The organism is Antarcticimicrobium sp., assembly GCF_029212575.1.
GTDB lineage: Bacteria > Pseudomonadota > Alphaproteobacteria > Rhodobacterales > Rhodobacteraceae > Antarcticimicrobium.
This window is the reverse complement of record NZ_JARGPK010000056.1, coordinates 71,330-95,426: the sequence shown is the minus strand read 5'-3', so window position 1 is coordinate 95,426 and position 24,097 is coordinate 71,330. Positions and strand designations below refer to the sequence as shown.

Here is a 24,097-nt window from a genome sequence, read left to right as displayed (position 1 = left end):
AAGGCCGATGCCATGAGCACCCAACCGCCCCCCGGCACGCCCCCCGAGACGCCAAAAGGCGACCGCATCGCCAAGGTCCTGGCCCGCGCCGGCGTTGCCTCGCGCCGCGAGGCCGAGCGCATGATCGAGGCCGGCCGCGTCAGCGTGAACGGCAAGCAGATCGACAGCCCGGCGCTGAACGTCACCGACACCGATCGCATCGCGGTGGACGGCAAGCCGCTGACCGCGCCCGAACCGGCGCGGCTCTGGCTCTATCACAAGCCCGCCGGGCGGGTGACCACGGCGCGCGACGAGTTGGGCCGCCCGACCATCTTCGACGACCTGCCCGAGGAGCTGCCCCGGGTGATGAGCGTCGGACGGCTCGACCTCAACTCCGAGGGGCTGTTGCTGCTGACCAATGACGGCGCGATCAAGCGGCGGCTGGAACTGCCCAGCACCGGCTGGCTGCGCAAGTACCGCGTGCGGATCAAGGGGCGACCGAAGGACGAGGATTTCGCACCGCTGCGCAAGGGGATCAGCATCGACGGCGAACGCTTTCAGCCGATGATCGTGTCGCTGGACCGGCAGCAAGGGGCGAACGCCTGGCTCACCCTCGGGCTGCGCGAGGGCAAGAACCGCGAGATCCGCCGCGCCATGGAGGAGATGGGGTTTTCCGTGAACCGGCTGATCCGGGTTTCCTACGGGCCATTCCAACTCGGCAGCCTGAAACCCGGAGAGGTCGAGGAGGTCCGCCGCCGCGTACTGCGCGACCAGCTCGGGCTGGAGGCCCCGCCGGAAGGCACGGCAACCGCCGAGCGGCCCAAGCCCCGGCTGCGCCGCGATGCGGCGGCAAAGCCGGATGGGCGGCCCGGCAAACCCGGCCCCGGCGGCAAACCCCGCCCCGGCGGCAAACCCGGTGCCAGTGGTAAACCCGGTGCCAGCGGCAAACTCCGCCCCACAGGCAACCGCGGGCCGAAACCGCGCGGCCGTTAGGCAGCGCAACGACCTGACGCGCCTGCACGCCGGTTCCCCCTAGCAAGCCTGCCCCGCATGGCTTACCTTTCCCCCGTAACGATAGGCTGGGGTGCCCGATGTCACGGAGCGGATTGCAGAAAATCGCCTATGCGGCGCTGCTCGTGCTGCTCATCGGGGTGGCGACCGGCTGGCTCGGGGGGCTCTAGGCGATGGCGCAACGTTTCGGCGGCAAATTCAGCCCCGACCCCGAGGCCGAATCGGAGACGCCGCCGCGCAGTGCCTATCACGGCGCGCAGGTCGATCCGGTGGGCGCGCGGGCCAACGCGCTGTTCCTGCCGGCCGCCCTTCTGGTGTTCCTGTCCTTCGGTGGTGGCGCCGTCTCGATGGCGCAGGGTCTTGCTGCCGCCGGCGCGCTGGCGCTTGCGGCCTGGCTGCGGCGCGAGGGGCTGCGCGCCGAGGCCGCCTATGCCGCCCGCCGGGTCGCCCGCCGCCCGGTCCTGCCGCGCAAGATGCTGGCCAGCCTGCTGACCGGCATCGGCGCCGCGCTCGCCGCCTACCGGACCGAGCCGGGTCTGGTGGCGCCTTTGCTCTACGGCGGGGCGGCGACGGTTCTGCATGGACTGGCATTTGGCATCGACCCCCTGCGCGACAAGGGGATGGAGGGGATCGACAGCTTCCAGCAGGATCGCGTCGCCCGCACCGTGGCCGAGGCCGAGGGGTATCTCTCGGCGATGAGCGACGCGGTGCGCCGCGCCGGCGACCGCAAGATCGAGGCCCGCGTCGAGCGATTCCAGAAAACCGCGCGCGAGCTTTTCCGCACCGTCGAGGAGGATCCGCGCGACCTGACCGGCGCCCGCAAGTACATGACCGTCTACCTGATGGGTGCGCGCGACGCGACGATCAAGTTCGCCGATCTCTATGCCCGCACCCCCGACCGACAGGCCCGCGCCGACTACACCGCGCTGCTGGACGACCTGGAACAGAATTTCGCCGCCCGCACCCGCAAGATGCTGACCGACAACCACAGCGATCTGACCGTCGAGATCGAGGTGCTGCGCGACCGGCTGCAACGCGAGGGCGTCCGCCTTGACTGACCCCATTCCCCTTTCAACGAGGATATTCCCCCATGTCTGAAACCATTCGCAAGAAAGCCGAGGAAACCCTGAGCGAGATCGAAGAGGTCACCGCTGTCGTGCTCTCCGATCCGTCCGGCGACATCGTGGTGATGGAGGAGGCCGGCGAAGAGGTCGGCGCCGACATCCGCAAGCGCATGGGCGAGATCGACATGTCCGACACCAACTCGATCGTCGCCTTCGGCTCGGGCGCCCAGGCCGAGTTGCAGGAGATCAGCCAGGCGATGCTGGCCGGGGTGCGCAACAAGGATGTCGGCCCCGCCGGCGACAGCCTGCGCACCATCGTCACCGCGATCCGCGGGTTTTCCGTCTCCGAACTGGACGTGCGACGCGAACGGAGCTTCTGGGAAAAACTGCTGGGCCGCGCCGCCCCCTTTGCCAAGTTCACCGCCCGCTACGAAGAGGTGCAGGGCCAGATCGACCGCATCACCGACGACCTGCTGAAGCATGAGCACACGCTGCTCAAGGACATCAAGTCGCTCGACATGCTCTATGCCAAGACGCTGGATTTCTACGACGAGCTGGCGCTTTACATCGCCGCGGGCGAGGAAAAGCTGGCCGAGCTCGACCGCAACGACATCCCGGCGAAAGAGGCAGAGGTGCAGGCGGCGGCGGAAAACGACCAGGTGATGAAGGCGCAGGAGCTGCGCGACCTGCGCGCCGCCCGCGACGATCTGGAACGCCGGGTGCATGACCTCAAGCTGACCCGCCAGGTGACGATGCAATCGCTGCCCTCGATCCGGCTGGTGCAGGAGAACGACAAGAGCCTGGTGACCAAGATCAACTCGACCATGGTCAACACCGTGCCGCTGTGGGAAACCCAGCTGGCCCAGGCGGTCACCATCCAGCGCAGCGCCGAGGCGGCGGCGGCGGTGCGCGACGCCAACGACCTCACCAACGAGCTGCTGACAGCGAATGCCAAGAACCTGCGCGAGAGCAACAAGATGATCCGCGAGGAAATGGAGCGCGGCGTGTTCGACATCGAGGCGGTGAAACAGGCCAACGCCGACCTGATCGGCACCATCGAGGAAAGTCTGCAAATCGCAGACGAGGGCAAGGCCAAACGCGCCGCCGCCGAGGCCGAGCTGAAAAAGATGGAGGCCGAGCTGCGCGACACGCTGGCCGCCGCCAAGGCGAAAAAGACCGGGTTGGGCGACACCGCCGGAACCGCGGTTCCGGGCTGAGGCGCACATGCGCGGTATGCACCGCATAAGGCGGGCCGGGGTTTCCGGCCTCGTGGCCCTGCTCGGGTCGCTGCTGCTGTCAGGCTGCGAGGAGGCCGGGCCGGTCAGTTCGCCCGCGCCGCAGGCACGCCCCGCCGCGCTCCAGCCGCAGGTGCCGCGACCGCGCTCGGAGCAAAGCCGCGCGCTGGCCCGCTACTATCGCGCGGTGCAGAACGATCTGCTTACCCGGGGCCTGCTGCGCACCGACGGCGGCGGCCCGGATACACCGTTCACCGCCGACCAACTGGCCGAGAATTTCGAGACCATCGCCTTTTTCGACGAATACGCCCGCGGGTCGGTCCCCGCCCGGCGCACCCGCGGTGCCGGCGGCGAGCTCAACCGCTGGACCGCGCCGGTGCAGATCGGGGTGGAATTCGGCGCCAGCGTGCAACCCGCCCAGCGCACCCGCGATGCCAACAACATCACCGGCTATGCCGCGCGGCTGGCCCGGATCACCGGGCACCCGATCTCGATCGCGCGGGGCAATAGCGCGAACTTCCACGTCTTTGTCGCGGGCGAGGATGACCGCGACTATTTCCAGACCCGGCTGCAACAGCTGATCCCTTCGATCAGCGCCCGGGAACTGGCGCTGTTTCGCAACCTGCCGCGCTCGTTCTACTGCCTCGTCGTGGCGGTCTCGGGCAGCCGCAATCCCAACACCTATACCCGCGCGGTGGCGCTGATCCGGGCCGAACACCCGGATCTGGTGCGGCTGTCGTGCATCCACGAGGAACTCGCGCAGGGGCTCGGCCTGCCCAACGACAGCCCCGAGGCGCGCCCGTCGATCTTCAACGATGACGACGAATTCGCGCTGCTGACCAATCATGACGAATTGCTGTTGAAAATGCTCTATGATCCGCGCCTGACCCCGGGCATGACCGCCGACGAGGCGCGCCCGATCACCCGGATCATCGCCCGCGAACTGATGGGACAGGCGCTGTGACCGCCTGCCCGAACTGACAGGAAAAGGATCGGTATTATGGGAATCTTCGACTTTCTCACCGGCGAGTTCATCGACGTCATCCACTGGACCGATGACACCCGCGACACCATGGTCTGGCGTTTCGAACGCGAAGGCCACGAAATCAAGTACGGCGCCAAGCTGACCGTGCGTGAAGGCCAGGCGGCGGTATTCGTCCACGAGGGGCAGTTGGCCGATGTCTTCACCCCCGGTCTCTACATGCTCGAGACCAACAACATGCCGATCCTGACGACGCTGCAGCACTGGGACCACGGCTTCAAATCGCCGTTCAAGTCCGAGATCTACTTCGTCAACACCACCCGGTTCAACAACCTCAAGTGGGGCACCAAGAACCCGATCATGCTGCGCGATCCGGAGTTCGGGCCGACCCGCATCCGCGCCTTCGGCACCTATACCATCCGGGTCAGGGAACCGGCCCGCTTCATGACCGAGATCGTCGGCACCGACGGCGAATTCACCATGGACGAGATCAGCTTCCAGATCCGCAACATCATCGTGCAGGAGTTTTCCCGCGCGATTGCAGGCTCCGGCATCCCGGTGCTGGACATGGCCGCCAACACCGCCGACCTGGGCAAGCTGATCGTGGCCGAGGTTTCCCCGGTGCTGGAACAATACGGGCTGGAGATGCCCGAGTTTTACATCGAGAACATCTCGCTGCCGCCGGCGGTCGAGGCGGCGCTGGACAAGCGCACCTCGATGGGGCTGGCGGGCGATCTGGGCAAGTTCACCCAGTATTCGGCGGCCGAGGCGATGACCGCCGCCGCCTCCAACCCCGCCGGTGGCGGCATGGCCGCCGGGCTTGGCGCCGGCATGGGTATGGCGATGGCGCAGAACATGGCGCGGCCCGGACCCTGGGGCGCGGCACCGCAACCGCAGCAGCAGGCCGCCGCCCCGGTGCCGCCGCCGCCGCCGGTGGAACATGTCTGGCACATCGCCGAGAATGGCGAGACCAGGGGGCCGTTCTCCAGGGCCGACATGGGCCGCATGGCCACCTCGGGCGAGCTGAAACGCGCAACCCATGTCTGGACGGCCGGTCAGGACGGCTGGAAACTGGCCGAGGACGTGCAGGAACTGGCGCAGCTTTTCACCATCCTGCCGCCGCCGCCGCCGCCGGGCGTATGATCCGCAGGTTCGACGACGACAGGCCAGAGGTTTCCCATGCCCGCCCCACCCCCGCCTCCTCCCGCACCCGCCGCGCCGGGCGCCACGGCCCCGGCCGAGCATCGATTTCCCTGCGAACAATGCGGCGGCGATTACCGCTTTGATCCGGCGCGCGGGATGCTGGTTTGTGACCATTGCGGCCACGAGCAGCCGGTGGGCAGCACCCCCTGGGGCGGCGCCAAGCTGCGCGAGCTGGATTTCGACGCCGCCCGCGCCGGGCAGCTCGACGCGACAGAGACCGAGGAAACCCGCGTCCTGTCCTGCCCCAACTGCGGCGCGCAGGTCGAATTCGATCCGGCGACCCATGCCGCCGAATGCCCGTTCTGCGCCACGCCGGTGGTCACCGACACCGGCGTCAGCCGCCATATCAAGCCACGCGGCGTGCTGCCCTTTGCGCTTGACGAACGCTCGGCCCACAAGGCGATGAGCGATTGGTTGGGGCGGCTGTGGTTCGCGCCGAACGGGCTCAAGGAATACGCGCGCAAGGGGCGGAAAATGCAGGGCATCTACGTGCCCTACTGGACCTTCGACGCCGACACCAAGTCGCGCTATCGCGGCGAGCGCGGCACCGTTTATTACGAGACCCGCACCGTGATGCGCGACGGCAAGCGGGTGCAGGAACAGGTCGCACGCGTGCGCTGGACCCCCGCCGCGGGCCGTGTCGCCCGGTTCTTCGACGATGTGCTGGTGCTGGCCTCGAAAAGCCTGCCGAAGCGGTACACCGACGCGCTGGAGCCCTGGGACCTGCCCGCGCTGGAACCCTACCGGCCGGAGTACCTGGCCGGGTTCCGCGCCGAGGCCTATACGGTGGAACTCGACGAGGGCTACACCCAGGCGCGCGACCACATGGCCCGGGTGATCGAACGCGACGTGCGCTTTGACATCGGCGGCGACCGCCAGCGCATCCACGACATCGACACCGATGTTTCCGCCGTCACCTTCAAGCATATCCTGCTGCCGGTCTGGCTGGCAGCGTACAAATATCGCGGCAAAACGTACCGTTTCGTGGTCAACGGCCGCACCGGGCGGGTGCAGGGCGAACGCCCCTGGTCGGCGGTCAAGATCGCCGTGGCGGTGGTGCTGGGGCTGATCGTCGCCGGCGGTATCGGCTACGTCGTGGCGATGAACCAATAGGGCGGTGGCGGCCCGGTCAGACCGCCGCCGCAAGCTTACCCGCGCGCGATGTCGATCTTGCGCGCTTCCTTGGCGGCCTCGGTGCTGCGCTTGGGCACAGTGACGTGCAGCACGCCGTCGACCATCCTGGCGCTGGCCTTGTCGCCGTCGGCATCCTCGGGCAGGCGGAACGACCGGCGGAAAGCGCCGTACTGACGCTCGCTGAAATACCAGGTGTCGCCCTTTTTCTCCTGTTGCGTCTTCTTCTCGCCGCGCACGGTGACGACGCCGTCCTCGACGGTCAGTTCGATATCGTCCTGCGACACGCCGGGCAGTTCCATCGAGATGTCATAGGCGCTGTCGTTGCTCGATGCCTCGGTCGCCGGGCTCAGCCAATCGGCCAGGCGGGTGCCAAGCGCCCGCAGCGGATCGTAGAGCGACGGCCAAAGACCTGCGTGATCGGTTTTCTCGACCATTTCCCAGTCCTCCTGTTCATGCGGATGGGGCGAGTTTAGGCGATTCATCCATCGGCCCTCTTTGATCCGGCTCAAATTGCGCCCCTTGCACCCCCCTCCGGCCACCGCCATTCTGCGCCGCGACACAACAAACAGGCGAGAGCAAACCCATGACCCTAGACGATCTCGATGCGCTGATGGCGCAGCGCTTTTCCTGCCGCGCGTTCCGGCCCGACCCGGTGCCGCGCGAGACCATCGAACAGATCGTCGCCGCGGCCCGGCGGGTGCCGTCCTGGTGCAATGCCCAACCCTGGCAAGTGACCCTGACCAGCGGCGAAGAGACCGACCGCTTTCGCGCCGCGATGATCGAAGAGGCGCGGACCGGCAGCCACGATCCCGACCTGCCCTTTCCCACCGGCTACTCCGGCGCCTGCCGCGAGCGCCGCCGCACCTGCGGCTGGCAGTTGTACGAGGCGGTGGGGGTGGAAAAGGGCGACCGCGCGGGTTCGGCCCGTCAGAGGATGGAGAATTTCGCGCTGTTCGGCGCGCCGCATTGCGCCATCGTCACCAGCCCGGCCGAACTGGGCGCCTATGGTGCGCTTGATTGCGGTGGCTTTGTCACCGCCTTCACCCTGGCCGCCCAAGCCGCCGGGGTGGCGAGCATTCCGCAGGCCGCCGTCGCCTCGCACGCGCCGTTCCTGCACCGCTGGTTCGACATCCCCGAGGACCGACTGGTGCTCTGCGCCATTTCCTTCGGCTATGCCGATCCGGACCACCCCGCCAACGGGTTTCGCACCGATCGGGTCGGGCTGGATGAAATCATCGACTGGCGGGGATGAGCGGCCCGGCGATCCTGTGCTGCGGCGAGGCGGTGCTCGACATGGTGCCCGCCGCGCTTGAGGGGGGCGGCACGGGCTTTCGCCCGGTGCCTGGCGGCGGCGCCTTGAATTGCGCGGTGGCACTGGCGCGGCAGGGGGTAAGGGCGGGCTTCGTCGGCGCGCTCTCGTCCGATCCAGCGGGCGCGCGGCTGGCGGCGCATCTGCAGGCCGAGGGGGTGTCGCTGACCCATGCCGCCCGATCCGACCGCCCCTGCCCGCTGGCGCTGGCGCAGCCGGTCGAAGGGGGCACGCGGTTCGACCTCTACGACAACGACACCGCCGGGGCGCTCTATGCGCTGGCCGACCTGCCTGATCCGCTGCCAGACAGCGCCCGCGCGCTGGTCTTCGGCGGCATCAGCCTGATCGCCCCCCCTGCGGCGGCGGCCTTCGAGGTGCTGGCGCGGCGCGCCGCACCCGACCGGCTGATCTGGCTGGACCTGAACATCCGGCCCGGGCTGGTAAAGGACGCCACCGCCTATCGCGCGCGGCTGATGCGGATGGCGGCGCTGGCCGATGTGGTGAAGGTCTCGGACGAGGATCTGCACTGGCTGGGGTCGGGCGCGCTGGACCACCTGCGGGCCGCGGCACCGCTGTTGTTGCACACCCGCGGGGCGCTGGGAGCAGTGGCGATGCGCGGGGCCGAGATCGTCGGCCTGCCGGCGCCCCGCGCCGAGGTTGCCGATACCGTCGGCGCCGGCGACATCTTCAACGCTGGGTTCATGGCGCATCTGGCCCATGCGGGGCAGTTGAGCAAACCGCTGAACCTGCCGGAGGATGCGTTGCGCGCGGCACTGGCTCATGGCATCGCCATGGCCAGCGACAGCGTCACGCGTCCCGGCGCCGACGCCCCGAAATGGAAGGAGACCCCATGCGCGCCCTGATCCAACGTGTCACCGAGGCCAGCGTCACAGTCGAAGGCGAGAAGATCGGAGAGATCGGCCCCGGCCTGCTGATCCTGGTCTGCGCCATGCAGGGCGATACCGAAGCGCAGGCCGACAAGCTGGCCGCCAAGATCGCCAAGCTGCGCATCTTCAAGGACGAGGCGGACAAGATGAACCGCTCGCTGCTGGATGCGGGCGGCGCGGCGCTGGTGGTCAGCCAGTTCACGCTGGCCGCCGATACCGCGCGCGGCAACCGGCCGGGGTTTTCCACCGCCGCCGCGCCGGAAGAGGGCAAGCGGTTGTATGACTATTTCGCGGACCGGATGGCGGTGCAGGGGGTGGCGGTGGCAACCGGGCAATTCGCCGCCGACATGAAGGTGGCGCTGGTCAATGACGGACCGGTGACGATCTGGATGGAGGTCTGAATGGACCCGCGCGACACCGCAGTGACGCTCTGGCAGGCCGGGGTGGCCGCTGTGGATGGATACGCCGCGACCGGGGCCGCGCTGGAGGGGATCGCCCCTGACCGCATCCTTGCCGTGGGCAAGGCGGCGGGCGCGATGGCCCGTGCCGCGCTGAGGCGGTTTCCCGGCGTGCCGGCGCTGGTGGTGACCAAGGACGGCCACGGCGAGGGGCTGCCCCCAGATGTCGAGGTGATCGAGGCCGCCCACCCGGTGCCCGACGCCCGCAGCCTGCGCGGCGGCGCCGCCCTGCGCGCGGCGGTGGAGGCGATGGCGCCGGGATCGGAGCTGCTGCTGCTGGTCTCCGGCGGCGCCTCGTCGCTGGCCGAGGATCTGGTGCCGGGCAAGGTGCTGGACGACCTGGCGGCGCTGAACCGGCGATTGCTGGCGCAGGGGCTGGACATCACCGCGATGAACGCGGAACGGCGCCGGCTGTCGCGGATCAAGGGCGGCGGGCTGCTGTCGCATTTCCGGGGCGCGCGGGTGCGGGTGCTGGCGATCTCGGACGTGCCGGGCGACGATATCGCGGTGATCGGATCGGGCATCGGGGCCGCGCCCCCTGCCCCCGGTTTTGCCTATGACGTCGGAATCGTGGCCAGCAATGCGCACGCCCGCATGGCGGCGGAACAGGCGGCCCGCGCGCGGGGGATCGCGGTGTTGGAACAGGATGAGGCGCTGCACGACGAGATGAACGCGCTGGCCCGGCGCTGGGGGCCGCGCCTGCGGGCGATGGCACCGGGCGCGATCATCCTCGGCGGTGAGCCCACCGTGGTTCTGCCCGACATTCCGGGCCGCGGCGGGCGCAACCAGGCGCTGGCGCTGGCACTGGCGCGGGAGATCGCGGGCACCACGGGGATCACCGTGTTGGTGGGCGGCACCGATGGCACCGATGGGCCGACCGAGGCCGCCGGCGGCCTTGTCACCGGCACCACCTGGGGGCCGGGGGCGCAAGAGGCACTGGACCGGGCGGACAGCGGCAGCTTCCTCGCCGCGCAGGACGCCCTGCTGGTCACCGGCCCCACCGGCACCAATGTCATGGACCTTCTCGTCGCGGTTCGCACGTGAAGGGTCGTTTCCCACCGAGCCGACCCAGCGTGACGGGGGAACTCTGACGCCATGACACAACCGGAAAACGCCCTGCGCGAGATCGAAGAGATGCCCGACATGGGCATCACGCTCTCCGATGGCTGCCGGCTTTCGGCGCGGGTCTGGCGCCCGGTGGATACGGCGCAGGACCCGGTGCCGGTGATCCTGGAATATCTCCCCTATCGCAAGCGTGACGGCACCACCGCGCGCGATGCGCTGACGCACCCATATTTCGCCAAACGCGGCTACGCCTGCGTGCGGGTGGACATGCGTGGCAATGGCGACAGCCAGGGGGTGATGGAGGATGAATACACCAGCCAGGAACTCGACGACGCGGTCGAGGTGATCCATTGGCTCGCCGCACAGGGCTGGTGCAGCGGCTCGGTCGGCATGATGGGGATCAGCTGGGGCGGGTTCAACGGGTTGCAGGTGGCCGCCCTCGCGCCTGAACCGCTGAAGGCGGTGATCACGCTGTGCTCCACCGTCGACCGCTACGCCGACGACATCCATTTCAAGGGCGGCTGCCTGCTGAACGAGAACCTCGGCTGGGGCGCGACAATGTGGGCGTATTCCTCGCGCGCGCCCGACCCGGCGCTGGTGGGGGACGCCTGGCGCGACATGTGGATGCAGCGGCTGGAGAACGAACCCTTTCTGCCCGCCACATGGCTTCGGCATCAACGGCGCGATGCCTATTGGCGGCATGGCTCGGTCTGCGAGGATTACAGCGCGATCAAGGCGCGGGTGCTGGCGGTGGGCGGCTGGGGCGACGCCTACAAGAACGCGGTGCCGCGGATCGTTGAGAACCTCCCCGGCGCCAAGGGGATCGTCGGGCCCTGGGTGCACAAGTACCCGCATTTCGCCGTGCCCGAGCCGCGCATCGGGTTCCTGCAAGAGGCGCTGCGCTGGTGGGATCGCTGGCTGAAGGGGATCGACACCGGGGTCGAGGACGACCCGGATTACCGCGCCCACCTGATGGACGGGCTGCGCCCCGCCGCCTGGTATGCGGAGCGCCCCGGCCGCTGGATCGCCGAGACCGAGGGGGCGACCTCCCACATCCCCCGGCAATCGCTCCACCTGACCGACGCCGGGTTGTCCGACACCCCCGCCCCGCTGGTCGTGACCGTCAACTCGCCGCATCACTGCGGCATGGCGGCGGGTGAATACTGCGCGATCTGGCTGGGGCCGGAGATGCCCGGCGACCAGCGCGGCGACGATGCGCTCTCGGCCTCGTTCGACGGTGCGCCGCTGGCGGAGGATACCGATATCCTCGGCGCGCCGGTTCTGCACCTGCGGCTGCGGGCGGACAAGCCGCAGGCGCAGATCGCGGTGCGGCTCAACCACGTCCATCCCGACGGCGCCGCGTCCCGGATCACCTATGGCGTGCTGAACCTGGCCCATCGCGACGGGCACGGCGCCCCGTGTCCGCTGGAGCCGGGACAAAGCTATGACATCGCCGTGCCGCTCGATCAGATCGCCTACCGGGTGCCGGCGGGCCACCGGATCCGCGTCGCGATCTCCTCGGCCTATTGGCCGCTGATCTGGCCCTCGCCCGAAAGCGCCACGCTGACGCTGGAGGCCGGGCGGCTGGACCTGCCCGTGCGCCCCACCGCGACGGGGGACGAGTGGCGCTTTCCCCCGCCCGAAGCCGAGGCGCCCTGGCAAACCCGCCCCCTGCGGCCCGAAAATCACGTCCGCCGAATCGAGACGGACATGGTCAGCGGTGCGGTGACGCTGGTGATCGAGGACGATTTCGGCAAGCGCGAGGATCTCGACCACGGGCTGGTCGGCGGCACAATCGCACGCGAACGCTGGACCATCCACCCCGACGATCCGCTGTCGGCGCGCGGGGCCTGCCACTGGACCGACGAGCGCGAGCGCGGCGACTGGCGGCTGCGCACCGAGACCCGGTGCGAGATGTGGTCGGACGCCACGCGGTTCCACCTGACGGCCCGGATAGAGGCGTACGAAAACGACAACCTGTTGTATGAACGCGACATTGCCGATAGCATCGACAGGGATCATCTGTGACATCCCTCTTACATTCAGGGTCAATAAACACTTGCGAGCGTGCGGCGATTGCGCAACGATTGACTGACCAATCAAGAAAAACCGCGCGCCAGTCGTGGACATAATCAACGGGAGAAAAACATGACCAACCACTTGAACTATCTCGCCGCGCGCGCTGGCGCCGGGAAAATGAGCCGCCGCGAATTCATCGGCCGGGCCGGTGCGCTGGGCATCGGCGCCGCGATCGCGAACACGATGTTCGCCCAGGCCGTGCAGGCCGCCGGTCCGCAGAAGGGCGGCACGATCAAGGTGGGCGTCAACGGCTCGGGTTCGGCTGACAGTCTCGATCCCGCCCTGTCGGCGAACCAGGGCCAGACGCTTGTCACCCGCATGTGGGGCGAGCCCCTGCTGGAGCTTGCGCCGGGCAACGCGATCGAGCCGATTCTGGCCGAAAGCTATTCGTCCTCGCCGGATGCGAAGGTCTGGACGTTCAAGATCCGCTCGGGCGTGACCTTCTCGAACGGCAAGACCATGACGGCCGACGACGTGCTGGCGACGATGGAACGCCATTCGGGCGACGAGACCAAGTCAGGCGCGCTTGGGATCATGCGCGGCATCCAGAGCATGCGCGTGGAGGGCGACGAGTTCATCATCGAACTGGAGCAGCCCAACGCCGACCTGCCGTACCTGATGACCGACTATCACCTGCTGATCCAGCCGGGCGGCGGCAAGGACGACCCGACCGCGACGATCGGCACCGGCCCCTACGTCATGAAATCGGCCGATCCGGGCGTGCGCTTCGTGTTCGAGAAGAACGAGAATTACTGGCGCGATTTCGGCAATGCCGGCACCATCGAGCTGATCGTGATCAACGATGATACAGCGCGGGTTGCGGCGCTGCAGTCGGGCCAGGTGGATCTCGTCAACCGGGTGCCGCCGCGCACCGCCGGCTTGATCGACCGCGCGCCGAACATCACCGTGCACAAGACCGCTGGCCCGGGTCACTACGTGTTCATCGCACATCGCGACACCGCGCCGTTCGACAACAACGACGTGATGCTTGCGCTAAAATGGGGCATGAACCGCCAGGAGATGATCGACAAGATCCTGTTCGGCTATGGCTCGGTCGGTAACGATACTCCGATCAACGCCTCGTACCCGCTGTTCACACCGATGGAGCAGCGCGAATACGACCCGGACAAGGCTGCGTTCCACTGGAAGAAATCGGGCCGGACCGACCCTGTCCTGCTGCGCACCTCGGACAACTCGTTCCCGAGCGCGCCGGATGCGGCGGCGCTGTTCCAGCAATCGCTGGGCAATGCAGGCATTCCGCTGGAAATCAAACGCGAGCCAAATGATGGCTACTGGTCGGAGGTGTGGAACAAGCAGCCCTTCTGCACCAGTTACTGGAGCGGCCGCCCGGTTCAAGACCAGATGTATTCCACGGCCTACCTCAGCACGGCTGACTGGAACGACACGCGGTTCAAGAACGAGACCTTCGACCAGCTTCTGCTGGCCGCCAGGGCCGAACTGGACCAGGACAAGCGTAAGCAGATGTATGCCGATATGGGCATGATCCTGCACAACGAGGGCGGGCTGATTTGCCCGATGTTCAACGACTTCCTCGATGCCTCGTCCGATCGCGTAGCAGGCTGGGGCGAATCGGCGGGCTTTGGCCTGATGAACTATTACGCTCCGATGAAAATGTGGGTGGCCGCCTAGGATGGCGCCGGCACTGAAACTGTTGGTCCAGCGCGTCGCGCTGGGCCTCATGCTGCTATTTCTGGTCTCGGCGCTAATCTTCGTCGGCACGCAAATCCTGCCCGGCGACGTGGCGCAATCTATTCTGGGCCAGTCGGCCACGCCCGAGGCGCTCGCCAACCTGCGCCAGGAACTGGGCCTGAACGAACCCGCGTTGACCCGATATTTCGACTGGCTTTTCAACGCGCTGCAGGGTGACTTCGGCACCGCACTGACGAATGGGCAGGACATCGCCCATAGTGTCGGTAACCGGTTGAAGAACACGCTGTTCCTGGCATTTTGGGCCGCGGTTATCGCGGTGCCTCTGGCGATCTTTCTTGGGCTGCTTGCCGTGCGCTTCCGCGACCGCTGGCCGGACAAGCTGATCTCGACGGTCACGCTGGCCTCGATCTCGATCCCGGAGTTCCTGATCGGCTACCTCATCATGTATTTCGTGGCCGTCAAGCTGCGCTGGTTCCCCTCGGTGGCGATGATCAACGACGGCATGAGCCTGGGCGAGAAACTGTCGTCGATCGCGATGCCGGTCATGGTGCTGACGCTGGTTGTGCTGGCGCACATGATGCGGATGACCCGCGCCGCCATCCTCAACGTGATGCAATCGGCCTATATCGAAACCGCCGAGCTCAAGGGGCTGAACCGGTTCCAGGTGATCTATCGCCACGCATTCCCCAATTCGATCGCGCCGATCGTCAATGTGGTGATGCTGAATCTTGCCTACCTCGTGGTGGGTGTCGTCGTGGTCGAGGTGGTGTTCGTCTATCCCGGGATGGGCCAATACCTCGTCGACCATGTGAGCAAGCGGGACGTGCCGGTGGTGCAGGCCTGCGGCCTGATCTTCGCCGCCGTCTACATCGGCCTGAACATGGTGGCCGATGTCGTCTCGATCCTGACCAACCCGCGCCTGAGGCATCCGAAATGATGAGGATCCCGTTCGCCGCCGCGGTCGGCCTGTTCTTTACCGCGCTCTACTTTCTCGCCGCGATCTTCGCGCCGCTTCTGGCCCCCTATGGCATGGCCGAGGTCGTCGGCGACGTCTGGGAACCCTCTTCGGCCACGCACCTGCTGGGCACCGACAACATCGGCCGCGATCTGCTGACGCGGATGATCTACGGCGGGCGCACCACCATCTTCATCGCCACCGCCGCCACCGTTCTCAGCTTTACCACCGGATCGGTGCTGGGCTTTCTCGCAGCGGTGCTGGGCGGCTGGGCCGACCAGCTGCTGTCGCGCGCGGTCGATCTGCTGATGTCGATCCCCTCGCTGATCTTCGCGCTGGTCGTGCTCTCGGTGATGCCGGTCACGGTGCCGGTGCTGATCCTCGTGATGGGGCTGCTCGATTCCACCCGCGTCTTTCGCCTGGCCCGCGCGGTCGCGGTCGACATCAACGTGATGGACTACGTCGAGGCCGCCAAGCTCCGCGGCGAGGGCCGGGTCTGGATCATCTTCCGCGAGATCCTGCCGAACGCGCTCAGCCCGCTGGTGGCCGAGATGGGACTGCGGTTCATCTTCATGGTGCTCTTCGTCTCGACCCTGTCGTTCCTGGGCCTGGGCGTGCAACCGCCCGAGGCCGACTGGGGCGGTATCGTGAAGGAAAACAAGGATGGCATCGTCTATGGCATCCCCGCCGCGCTGATCCCGGCCTTTGCCATCGCCACGCTGGCGATCTCGGTGAACCTTGTGGCGGACTGGGTCCTGAACCGGACCACATCCTTGAAGGGGGGGCGCGGCTGATGGGCGACGCAATGCTTGACGTGCGCGATCTGAAGATCGGCGCAACCGCCTATCCGCCGGGCGAGCCGCCGCAAGAGATCGAGATCGTTCACGGAGTCTCGTTCCAGCTGGAAAAGGGCAAGGTGCTGGGGCTGATCGGCGAATCCGGCGCCGGCAAATCCACCATCGGACTGGCCGCCCTGGGCTATGGCCGCGGCGGGGTCGAGATCACCGGCGGTGAGGTCTGGATCAACGGGCGCGATATCCTCAAGGGCGGGATGCGGGGGCTGCGCAAGCTGCGCGGCGCCGAAGTGACCTATGTCGCGCAATCGGCCGCCGCCGCCTTCAACCCGGCCAAGAAGCTGATGGAACAGGTGACCGAGGCGGCGATCCACCACAACCGCTTTCCCAAGTCCGAGGCCGAAGCGCGCGCGGTGACGCTGTTTGCCAAGCTCGGCCTGCCCGATCCCGAAACCTTCGGCAACCGCTATCCGCACCAGGTCTCCGGCGGCCAGTTGCAGCGCGCCATGACCGCGCTGGCGCTTTGCCCTGAACCGGATCTCGTGGTGTTCGACGAACCCACAACCGCGCTCGACGTGACCACCCAGATCGACGTGCTGGCGGCGATCAAGGAGGCGATCCGCGACACCGGGGTGGCCGCGCTTTACATCACCCACGACCTCGCCGTGGTGGCGCAGGTCAGCGACGACATCATGGTGCTGCGCAACGGCGACAAGGTGGAATACGGATCCACCGACCAGATCATCAACGCCCCGCAGGAGGACTATACCCGCGCGCTGGTCTCGGTCCGCTCGATCGAGCACGAGGAACAGCCGCCCACCCCCGACCCGGTGCTGCGCGTCTCGGGCATCACCGCGCGCTACAAGGGCACGCCCTTCGACGTTCTGCACGACGTCTCGGTCGACCTGCACCCGGGCCAGACGCTGGCCGTGGTGGGCGAAAGCGGCTCGGGAAAATCGACGCTGGCGCGGGTGATCACCGGGCTTCTGCCGCCGCGCTCGGGCGAGATCGAGTTTGCCGGGCGCACCCTGTCCCCGGCGCTGGAGGGGCGCAGCCGCGAGGATCTGCGCGAATTGCAGATGATCTACCAGATGGCCGACGTGGCGATGAACCCGCGCCAGACCGTCGGCACCATCATCGGCCGCCCGCTGGAGTTCTATTTCGGCCTGAAGGGTAAGGAGAAACGGCGCCGCCTGAAAGAGTTGCTCGACGAGATCGAGATGGGCGACGGTTTCATCGACCGCTATCCGGCCGAGCTTTCCGGCGGGCAGAAGCAGCGTGTCTGCATCGCCCGGGCGCTGGCGGCGAAACCGAAGATGATCATCTGCGACGAGGTCACATCAGCCCTCGACCCGCTGGTCGCCGACGGCATTCTCAAGCTGCTGCTGAACCTGCAGAAGATCGAGAACGTGGCCTTTCTCTTCATCACCCACGACATCGCCACGGTGCGCGCCATCGCCGATTCCATCGCCGTGATGTACCGCGGCAAGGTGGTTCGCTATGGCTCGAAAAGCCAGGTTCTGAGCCCGCCGTTCGACGATTACACCGACCTGCTGCTGTCCTCGGTGCCAGAGATGAAGCTGGGCTGGCTGGAGGAGGTGATCGCGCATCGCAAGATGGAGAGCGCCGGGAACTGAGCCCGGGGGCGGCTGAACGGTATTTTTCGCGGTGGGGGCCGGTTTTCGGCGACGGAACCCGCTCTCTCCGCCGTGAAACCCTGTGTTACACAACACAGGAACAAATTCATGCTTATCAAGCCTTTCGCCCGCCTCTTTCTTTTGGGCGGGCTGTCGCTGTCGACGGTTTTTCTCGATCAGGGTGATGCCCAGGGCCGCCCGCCGGAGCCACCCTTTGCCGCCATTGCCTCCGATCTCGGCCTCTCGACCGCGCAGGTCGAATCCTGTTTCCCCAGGATGGAACGACCGGCCAGCCAGTCCGAACCTCCGCAACGCCCTGACATGAACAAGATCGCCTCCTGCCTGAAACAGGCCGACAGTTCGCTAAGCGACAGGCAGGTCCAGGACGCCTTGCGAAACAACCAGCCGAAACGGGGCTGAGCCCCTTGCGGGCCAGGGGCCGATCGCAACCTCCGGTTCCGCAACGGCCCCCATTGTGCCCGGCCCCGCCCTGCGCTTAGGCTGCACCAAATCAGCATCCGCCGGGGGCACGCCATGGACAGGAAACTCCTTCTCATCATTCTCGACGGGGTGCCGTGGCGCAACTGGCGGCGGCTGTTCGGCAATCTCGAGGGCTGGGTCGACAGCGGCGATGCGCGGGTGTGGAAAATCCGCGCGGTGCTGCCCTCGATCTCGGCCAGTTGCTATGCCTCGATCCACACCGGCGTCGCCCCGGCAGAGCATGGCTGCACCGGCAATGGCAACGTGTTCCGGCTGTCCCATCCGGACGTGTTCAGCCAGGTGCGCGCCGGCGGCGGGGTGACCGGCGCGGTGGCGCATTCCTTCTGGTCGGAGTTCTTCAACCGCGCCCCCTTCGATTACGTCCGCGATATCGAATATGACGAACCGGACAGCCAGACCATCAATCACGGCCGGTTTCATAGCATGACCGGATACGGCCTGATCAACCAGATGACGCCGTCGGACGTGGACCTTTTCGCCACGCTCACCAACCTCTGCCTGCGCTTCGGGCTGAACTACGGCATGCTGCATACCTGCACGCTCGACAGCATGGGGCACCGGTTCTTTCACGACTGCCAGGAAATGGACCACGCCTGCGCGGTAATGGACGAGATGCTGGCCCCTTTCATTCCGAAATGGCTTGCGGCGGGATACGAGGTGATCGTCACCGCCGACCACGGGCAGGACGAACGCGGCCATCACGGCGGGCGCGGCGCGTTGCAGCAGGAGGCGGCGCTCTATTACTTCGGGCCGGCACAGGGGCCGGAGGAGGACAGCGTGATCGACCAGTTGCAACTGGCGCCGACGATCCTGAAACGGCTGGGCGCGCCGATCCCCGACACGATGAAGGCGCAGCCATTCCTCGAGTGAGGATAAGGCTGGGGACAACCCGTTTCAGGATGGTGGAACGGTAGCTTGGCGGCCAAGGTTGGCCGCTGGCATCAACCACTCCCCGGTACCTACCCGATCACGGCAGGTTTCCGGCGCAGCGCACCTAGTCGTAGGGCCAGATCCCCTGCCCCAGCGCCTCGATCGCGACCTCGATCCGCTCGAAGCTTGCGCGCGCGCGTTCTGCCATGGTCCGCGCCCGGAGGTAGCCATGCACCAGCCCCTCCTCGTTGATCCGGTGCACCTTGCCCCCGGCCTCGCGCAGCCGCGCCGCGTATTCCGCGCCGTCGTCGCGGATCGGGTCGCAATCGGCGGTGACGATCACCGTGGGCGGCAGGCCGGAGAAATCGCTGTCCTGCAGCGGGGCATAGGTGGGATCGCCCACCGGAACCGCCTGCCCCTCGGCCAGGCGGATGTTTTCATAGAACCGGACCTCGGCCAGGGTCAGCATTGGTGCCTCGGCGTTTTCCTCGAATGAGGGTGCGCTGCCATCGCCGCCCAGCCCGGGATAGATCAGAACCTGCCCCAGGATGCTGTCAAGCCGGCCGCGCGCGTGATGGGCCACCGCCGCGGCAAGGTTGCCACCAGCGCTGTCCCCGGCCAGCACCAGCTCGCAGGCATATTCCTGCGCCGCCCATCGCGTCGCCGCCCAGCAATCGTCAAAGGCGGCGGGATGGTGATGCTCGGGCGACAGACGGTAATCCACCGACACCACGCGATACCCGGTCATGGCGCAGATCTCGGCGCAGACATCGTCATGGCTGTCGAGCCCGCCGACGACGAAGCCGCCGCCGTGGAAATACATCACCGTGCAACTGGGATCGCCGGCGGAATAGATCCGCACCGGCACGCCGTCTGCGCTCCGGTCTTCGACCGTGACACCCTTGGGCCGGCCCTGGTGAAACACCGCGCACATGGTGTCATAGACGCGGCGCTGGTCGGCGATGCTGCCCGCGACCGCATCCTCGGGATAGCTTTCCGCCGTCTTTCGGATAAAGGCCCAGACCTCCTCGTCGATCAGCTTGGCATAGTCGCGCGCGGCGCTCACTGCTCCCACTCCCAGGGGCGGGTGAAGTTGCCCAGCACTTGCGCCACATCGGCCTCATCCGCGCCGTGGCGACGCAGCTCTGCGACCAGCCCGCGGGTCTTGTCGTCGATCACCGAGACGACGCGGGCCTGAATTCCTTCGTCTTCGAGCGCCGCATTGAAGACGCGCGTGATCGCCATCTTGCGCAGGTCGGGCTTGAAGATCTTGCCCACCGCCGTTTTGGGCAGTTCGTCCACGATGCCGATGAACTTGGGCCGCGCGGCGCGCTCGTGCACGTGGACCTTGCAGTGCTCCATCAGTTCTTCTCCGCTGACCGTCGCGCCCTCGACCAGTTCGACATAGGCGCAGGGCATCTCGCCTGCATAGGCGTCGGGCTGGCCGATGGCGCCGGCAAAGGCCACCGCTTCATGCGCCAGCAGCGCCTCCTCGATCTCGCCGGGGTCGATGTTGTGGCCGCCGCGAATGATCAGATCCTTGGCGCGCCCGGTGATCCAGAGGTAGCCGTCCGGGTCGATCCGGCCAAGGTCGCCGGTGCGCAGGTACTTGTCATCGTAGAACAGGTCGCTGTTCTTCGCGGCCTCGGTATAGGTGTTGCCGGCATAGACCCCGGGGTTGGAAATGCAGATCTCGCCGATCTCGTCCACGGCGCAGTCCTGCGGGCCTTCGGGGGTGCCGCGCATGATCCTGACATCGGTGTAGGGAAAGGGGATGCCGATCGAGCCGACCTTCTTCTCGCCCGCCGGCGGATTGCAGGAGACAAGACAGGTTGCCTCGGTCAGCCCGTAGCCCTCGACGATGGTCACGCCCGAGGCGCTCTCGAACCGCTTGAACAGCTCCAGCGGCATCGGCGCGGAGCCGGAAAAGGCCGTTTTCACCGTGGAGATATCGGCATCGACCTTGCGCTGCATCAGCGCCGAGACGGCGGTGGGCACGGTGATGATGAAGCTGATCTTCCAGCGTTCGATCAGTTTCCAGAAGTTGTCGAACACCCCGTCGCCGCGATAGCCCGCCGGGGTCGGGTACACCACATGCGCGCCCGAGGCGACCGCCGCCATGCCGATCACGTGGCAGGCGAAAACGTGGAACAGCGGCAGCGGGCACATGATGTTGTCGTTTTCGGTGAACAGCAGACGGTGCCCCAGCCAGCCATTGTAGATGGCGCCGGAATACTTGTGCTGGGCGACCTTGGGCATGCCGGTGGTGCCGCCGGTGTGGAAGTAGAAGGCGACCCGGTCCTGGCCGCCGTCGTCGAAGCTCAGGGTGTCGGGCTGTTTCGACACCTCCTTGTTGAAATCCTTGTAATCTGCGTGCGCGATCAAGGCCTTGCCCTCGATCCTGGGGCGCAGCAGCGGCACCAGCCAGGACTTTGGCGGGGTGAGGTAGCGGTTCAGGTCGATCTCGAGCACGGTGTCGACATGCGGGGCGTGGCGGACCGCTTCGGCGACCTTCTGCGCGACGTCGGTTTTCGGGAAGGGTTTGAGGGTGACGACCACCTTGGCGTTGGTCTCGCGCAGGATGGATGCGATCTGCTCCGGTTCCAGCAAGGGGTTGATAGGATTGACGATTCCGGCGATGGCGCCGCCCAGGATGGTGACGAAGGTCTCGGTGCAGTTGGGCAGCACGCAGGCGACGACGTCCTTTTCCCCGACCCCGAGCGAGCGGAACAGGTTGGCGGCCTGGCTGGTGCGGGCCAAGAGCTGCGCCCAGGTCAGGGTCTCGGCCCGGTCGGAGGGGCCGGACAGCAATTGATAGCTTATCGCCTTGTTTTCAGGGAACTTATGCGCGGTGCGGGCCAGCAGGTGATAGAGCGTCTTGGGAAGGTCGCGGGCCTCCCACGGCATCTCGTTCTCGATCGCGATCCGATCGTCCATTCCGGCAAATGTCATTCCTGCGTCCTCCCCGACCGCGCTCAATCCTGGCGGCAAGGATGGTTGGAAACCCGGCGCGGCGCAAGGTATTGGCGCGGCGAATCCCCCGGCGCGGGCGGGTGACGTGACGCCAAGTGACGCCACGAAACGGGGAGTTCCGGGGGGATTCCGTACAGTTTGCCACCCCCGCCCGGCCCCCGGTTTTTCCGGTTTGGGGAGTTTCGGCGCCGTTTCGTACAAAGAGGGTTTCCGGCCAGTTGATATCCGGGCAGCGCCCGGCGGGTTTACCGGGCGGTAACGCCACGGCGGCAAGCTCTGCGCGCGTGACCCCTGCCCCGACGAAAGGCCCCGCCCATGCTCCACCTCTGCCCGATCACCCGGCTGCGCGACCGGCTCGGCGGCTACGTGCGCCTTGTCGCCCATGACGGCGACCGGGTGATGATCACCCGCAACGGCAAGGAACTGGCCGGGCTGGTGCCCGCCCGGGAACTGGCCCTGCTCGACGCCGCCGCCACCCGCAGCCTGGACTACAAGGCCTACCAGGTGGCGCAGGAGCTGATGCGCTGGCGGATCGTGAAGGAGGGGTTGGAGGAGGTGGGGAGGTAGGGGGATGGGCGTGGAAGCGGAAGTTGGCTGCATTCAAGACGAACGACAGCAACGGCGCAAACCCAGACGACGTTCTACTCAACACTTGGCCAAAGTTCGGCACAGAGCAAGATGCCGCCTACCGATACTCCGAAGGGCCGTCCTGGCAAACAAGCATCAGTTGACAGGCGGTCGCATCCTACTACCCTCAATGGCGCGCTCAAACGAAGGTGGGAGAATCCGGCATGTTATTGTTTCGTCAGGAAATTCCAGGCTCTTGCTCCTCTTTCCGGTATTTCCACCGCGCGCAGCCCGCCTTGACTTTGTCAGCCAGGTAGACTAAATGACCAGTGTCGCTGATGCGACTCCTCCGAGCCTTATGGCTTTGGATTTGGCTTCCGCCCCGTGAGCCCGATAATCACGGGGCATACTCTCCCTACTGAACAGTCTTGAAGCCGTGTGTTGTCCTTTTGAAATCGGGCACAGGCTGCGGATATGCCGATGAAAACTTCCAGCCGACTGGTCGGCCACCTTCAACCCTGAGGGGCTCAAGCCATACGACATAGTTGCGTTCGTAGCAGTAATAGGCGCGCTTCCACCGGGGCGGAGGTGACTTCTCTTTGCATGTTACTTTGGGGCGTGTCTTGCTTATCAAGTCCTTGATCCACAGGATTCTCTCGATCCTGTCTATTGCTACCTTCGATTTATCATAAGCGCGCCGAGCCCTGTCAGGAGAAGTTCGAAATGCGTGGTCATACCGATCAGCATAGAACACCACATTTTCGCCATCATGAGTTATCATTTGGCCGCGGTTATGAGATTGATTTAGGAATTCCTCGGAATAGATCTGTCGACCGTATTTGAATATGTCTTCCGGATCAGTCAAGCCATTCAGCTGCATAAGTTCAACAGGCATCTCTCAGGCTGCCCCCCCTGAGCGCAATGCGAAATACGTTGAACTTACCCATGGCTGGGGACGTGGACCGGGCGGATAGGGGGGACACCCCTCGACGGTGCTCCATATATTTTATTAGTTCATGCTTAGGTGAGCCAGTCGGTAGGCCGTTCGCGTCTGCCGACAAAGCTCCAGTGAATAGATCACATACTTGGGATAAGTTGGATTGCTTCGAGTCGATGCTGGTTAAGTTGCTGACCGAGGCACCCCTTGCATTGCAGTAATTATGAAGCATGCGCCGCAATACAGGAAGTCGCCTTGCGTTGGAGTTGTTCTTGAAATCAAGGAGAATATTGTAGTCATTTCCGGCGAGGAGCCACTTCTCAAGCATCTCGTAATAGAATTTGTAGAATCCAAGTTCCATGTCACCATCGTGAAAGCTTTTGTAATCGACAGTGTCTTGATCGACTACAATCGCTCTGTAGTGTAAGTGGGGGCAGTCCCAGTAGTAATCCACAACGCGCTTGTAGGGCTCGAGTTTTAGCCTGCTTACCTTTGACCACTTCAGTTCTGCAGATACATCATTTGCAGTCTTTAAGCCACGAAGCTCTTTGCTGATGGCATCTCGCCTCTCGCGAGCAACCCACAGCCCGCCGATAACCGCATATTTGCAATCGGCACCACCTGTATGGCGACTTTCGTCGCAGTAAACCGTATAATTCATACTCGCCTCAGTAAAAGTCCCTATACGCCTAACCGAACTTTCGAGTGGCGTAGGGTTGAATACCAAGGTGAACGCGCACCCGCAATCAATCGTGAGGCATCGACGACCTTCACGTATCTCGCGCT

22 protein-coding genes are annotated in these 24,097 nt (G+C 66.0%); 18 read left to right on the top strand and 4 right to left on the bottom strand.

Going from position 1 to position 24,097, the window contains the following annotated elements; translation table 11 throughout:
• Positions 1–12 precede the first annotated feature (12 nt).
• The 6 genes from P1U75_RS12660 (at position 13) to P1U75_RS12635 (ending at position 6,587) form a co-directional block, all read left to right on the top strand.
• The gene (locus P1U75_RS12660; RefSeq protein WP_300243913.1) at positions 13–972 is read left to right on the top strand and encodes a pseudouridine synthase; all 960 of its coding nucleotides are present in this window, start codon (positions 13–15) and stop codon (positions 970–972) included.
• A gap of 191 nt (positions 973–1,163) precedes the next feature.
• Positions 1,164–2,048: a 5-bromo-4-chloroindolyl phosphate hydrolysis family protein gene (locus P1U75_RS12655; RefSeq protein WP_300243909.1), complete on the top strand. Its 885-nt coding sequence runs from the start codon at positions 1,164–1,166 to the stop codon at positions 2,046–2,048.
• Between the two features lie 32 nt (positions 2,049–2,080).
• A complete protein-coding gene (locus P1U75_RS12650; protein WP_300243906.1) occupies positions 2,081–3,271 on the top strand; it encodes a toxic anion resistance protein in 1,191 nt (396 codons plus the stop codon).
• Between the two features lie 16 nt (positions 3,272–3,287).
• A complete protein-coding gene (locus P1U75_RS12645) occupies positions 3,288–4,253 on the top strand; it encodes a DUF2927 domain-containing protein (RefSeq protein ID WP_300244297.1) in 966 nt (321 codons plus the stop codon).
• 36 nt (positions 4,254–4,289) lie between these two features.
• Positions 4,290–5,414, top strand: a complete 1,125-nt coding sequence (locus P1U75_RS12640; protein ID WP_300243904.1) for an SPFH domain-containing protein — start codon at positions 4,290–4,292, stop codon at positions 5,412–5,414.
• A gap of 36 nt (positions 5,415–5,450) precedes the next feature.
• The gene (locus tag P1U75_RS12635) at positions 5,451–6,587 is read left to right on the top strand and encodes a TFIIB-type zinc finger domain-containing protein (protein ID WP_300243902.1); all 1,137 of its coding nucleotides are present in this window, start codon (positions 5,451–5,453) and stop codon (positions 6,585–6,587) included.
• Between the two features lie 35 nt (positions 6,588–6,622).
• Here P1U75_RS12635 and P1U75_RS12630 read toward each other — a convergent pair whose 3' ends face one another.
• Positions 6,623–7,090, bottom strand: a complete 468-nt coding sequence (locus tag P1U75_RS12630; RefSeq protein WP_300243900.1) for an Hsp20/alpha crystallin family protein — start codon at positions 7,088–7,090, stop codon at positions 6,623–6,625.
• A 101-nt stretch (positions 7,091–7,191) separates the two neighbouring features.
• On the opposite strand from P1U75_RS12630, the gene P1U75_RS12625 reads away from it, so the two are divergent.
• From P1U75_RS12625 to P1U75_RS12575, 11 genes are all read left to right on the top strand, one after another.
• Positions 7,192–7,860, top strand: a complete 669-nt coding sequence (locus P1U75_RS12625; protein WP_300243898.1) for a nitroreductase — start codon at positions 7,192–7,194, stop codon at positions 7,858–7,860.
• Positions 7,857–8,780 carry a carbohydrate kinase gene (locus P1U75_RS12620; RefSeq protein ID WP_300243896.1) on the top strand — a complete coding sequence of 308 codons (924 nt, stop codon included), beginning with the start codon at positions 7,857–7,859 and terminating at the stop codon, positions 8,778–8,780. Before P1U75_RS12625 ends, P1U75_RS12620 begins: the two co-directional genes overlap by 4 nt.
• Entirely contained in the window at positions 8,768–9,205 is a 438-nt protein-coding gene (gene dtd, locus P1U75_RS12615; RefSeq protein WP_300243893.1) for a D-aminoacyl-tRNA deacylase, read from the top strand. Before P1U75_RS12620 ends, dtd begins: the two co-directional genes overlap by 13 nt.
• The gene (locus tag P1U75_RS12610) at positions 9,206–10,306 is read left to right on the top strand and encodes a DUF4147 domain-containing protein (protein WP_300243890.1); all 1,101 of its coding nucleotides are present in this window, start codon (positions 9,206–9,208) and stop codon (positions 10,304–10,306) included.
• Between the two features lie 51 nt (positions 10,307–10,357).
• Complete coding sequence (locus P1U75_RS12605) at positions 10,358–12,355, top strand: CocE/NonD family hydrolase (RefSeq protein WP_300243888.1); 1,998 nt, start codon at positions 10,358–10,360, stop codon at positions 12,353–12,355.
• A gap of 120 nt (positions 12,356–12,475) precedes the next feature.
• Positions 12,476–14,056 (top strand): ABC transporter substrate-binding protein, encoded by a 1,581-nt coding sequence (locus tag P1U75_RS12600; RefSeq protein ID WP_300243886.1) that lies wholly within the window; start codon positions 12,476–12,478, stop codon positions 14,054–14,056.
• A gap of 1 nt (position 14,057) precedes the next feature.
• Complete coding sequence (locus P1U75_RS12595) at positions 14,058–15,014, top strand: ABC transporter permease (RefSeq protein ID WP_300243884.1); 957 nt, start codon at positions 14,058–14,060, stop codon at positions 15,012–15,014.
• Positions 15,011–15,826: an ABC transporter permease gene (locus tag P1U75_RS12590; protein ID WP_300243882.1), complete on the top strand. Its 816-nt coding sequence runs from the start codon at positions 15,011–15,013 to the stop codon at positions 15,824–15,826. Before P1U75_RS12595 ends, P1U75_RS12590 begins: the two co-directional genes overlap by 4 nt.
• Positions 15,826–17,463, top strand: a complete 1,638-nt coding sequence (locus tag P1U75_RS12585; RefSeq protein ID WP_300243879.1) for an ABC transporter ATP-binding protein — start codon at positions 15,826–15,828, stop codon at positions 17,461–17,463. The genes P1U75_RS12590 and P1U75_RS12585 overlap by 1 nt, the downstream gene beginning before the upstream one ends.
• A gap of 108 nt (positions 17,464–17,571) precedes the next feature.
• On the top strand, positions 17,572–17,883 hold the full coding sequence (locus P1U75_RS12580) for a hypothetical protein (RefSeq protein ID WP_300243876.1): 312 nt from the start codon (positions 17,572–17,574) through the stop codon (positions 17,881–17,883).
• 114 nt (positions 17,884–17,997) lie between these two features.
• The gene (locus P1U75_RS12575; RefSeq protein WP_300243874.1) at positions 17,998–18,834 is read left to right on the top strand and encodes an alkaline phosphatase family protein; all 837 of its coding nucleotides are present in this window, start codon (positions 17,998–18,000) and stop codon (positions 18,832–18,834) included.
• Between the two features lie 124 nt (positions 18,835–18,958).
• On the opposite strand, the gene P1U75_RS12570 is transcribed toward P1U75_RS12575, so the two are convergent.
• Complete coding sequence (locus tag P1U75_RS12570; RefSeq protein WP_300243872.1) at positions 18,959–19,900, bottom strand: alpha/beta hydrolase; 942 nt, start codon at positions 19,898–19,900, stop codon at positions 18,959–18,961.
• Complete coding sequence (locus P1U75_RS12565; RefSeq protein ID WP_300243870.1) at positions 19,897–21,786, bottom strand: acyl-CoA synthetase; 1,890 nt, start codon at positions 21,784–21,786, stop codon at positions 19,897–19,899. Before P1U75_RS12565 ends, P1U75_RS12570 begins: the two co-directional genes overlap by 4 nt.
• A 336-nt stretch (positions 21,787–22,122) precedes the next feature.
• Here P1U75_RS12565 and P1U75_RS12560 point away from each other — a divergent pair, with 336 nt between their 5' ends.
• Positions 22,123–22,374: a type II toxin-antitoxin system prevent-host-death family antitoxin gene (locus P1U75_RS12560; protein ID WP_300243869.1), complete on the top strand. Its 252-nt coding sequence runs from the start codon at positions 22,123–22,125 to the stop codon at positions 22,372–22,374.
• Between the two features lie 884 nt (positions 22,375–23,258).
• On the opposite strand, the gene P1U75_RS12555 is transcribed toward P1U75_RS12560, so the two are convergent.
• The gene (locus P1U75_RS12555) at positions 23,259–23,972 is read right to left on the bottom strand and encodes a DUF3800 domain-containing protein (RefSeq protein ID WP_300243867.1); all 714 of its coding nucleotides are present in this window, start codon (positions 23,970–23,972) and stop codon (positions 23,259–23,261) included.
• Positions 23,973–24,097 lie beyond the last annotated feature (125 nt).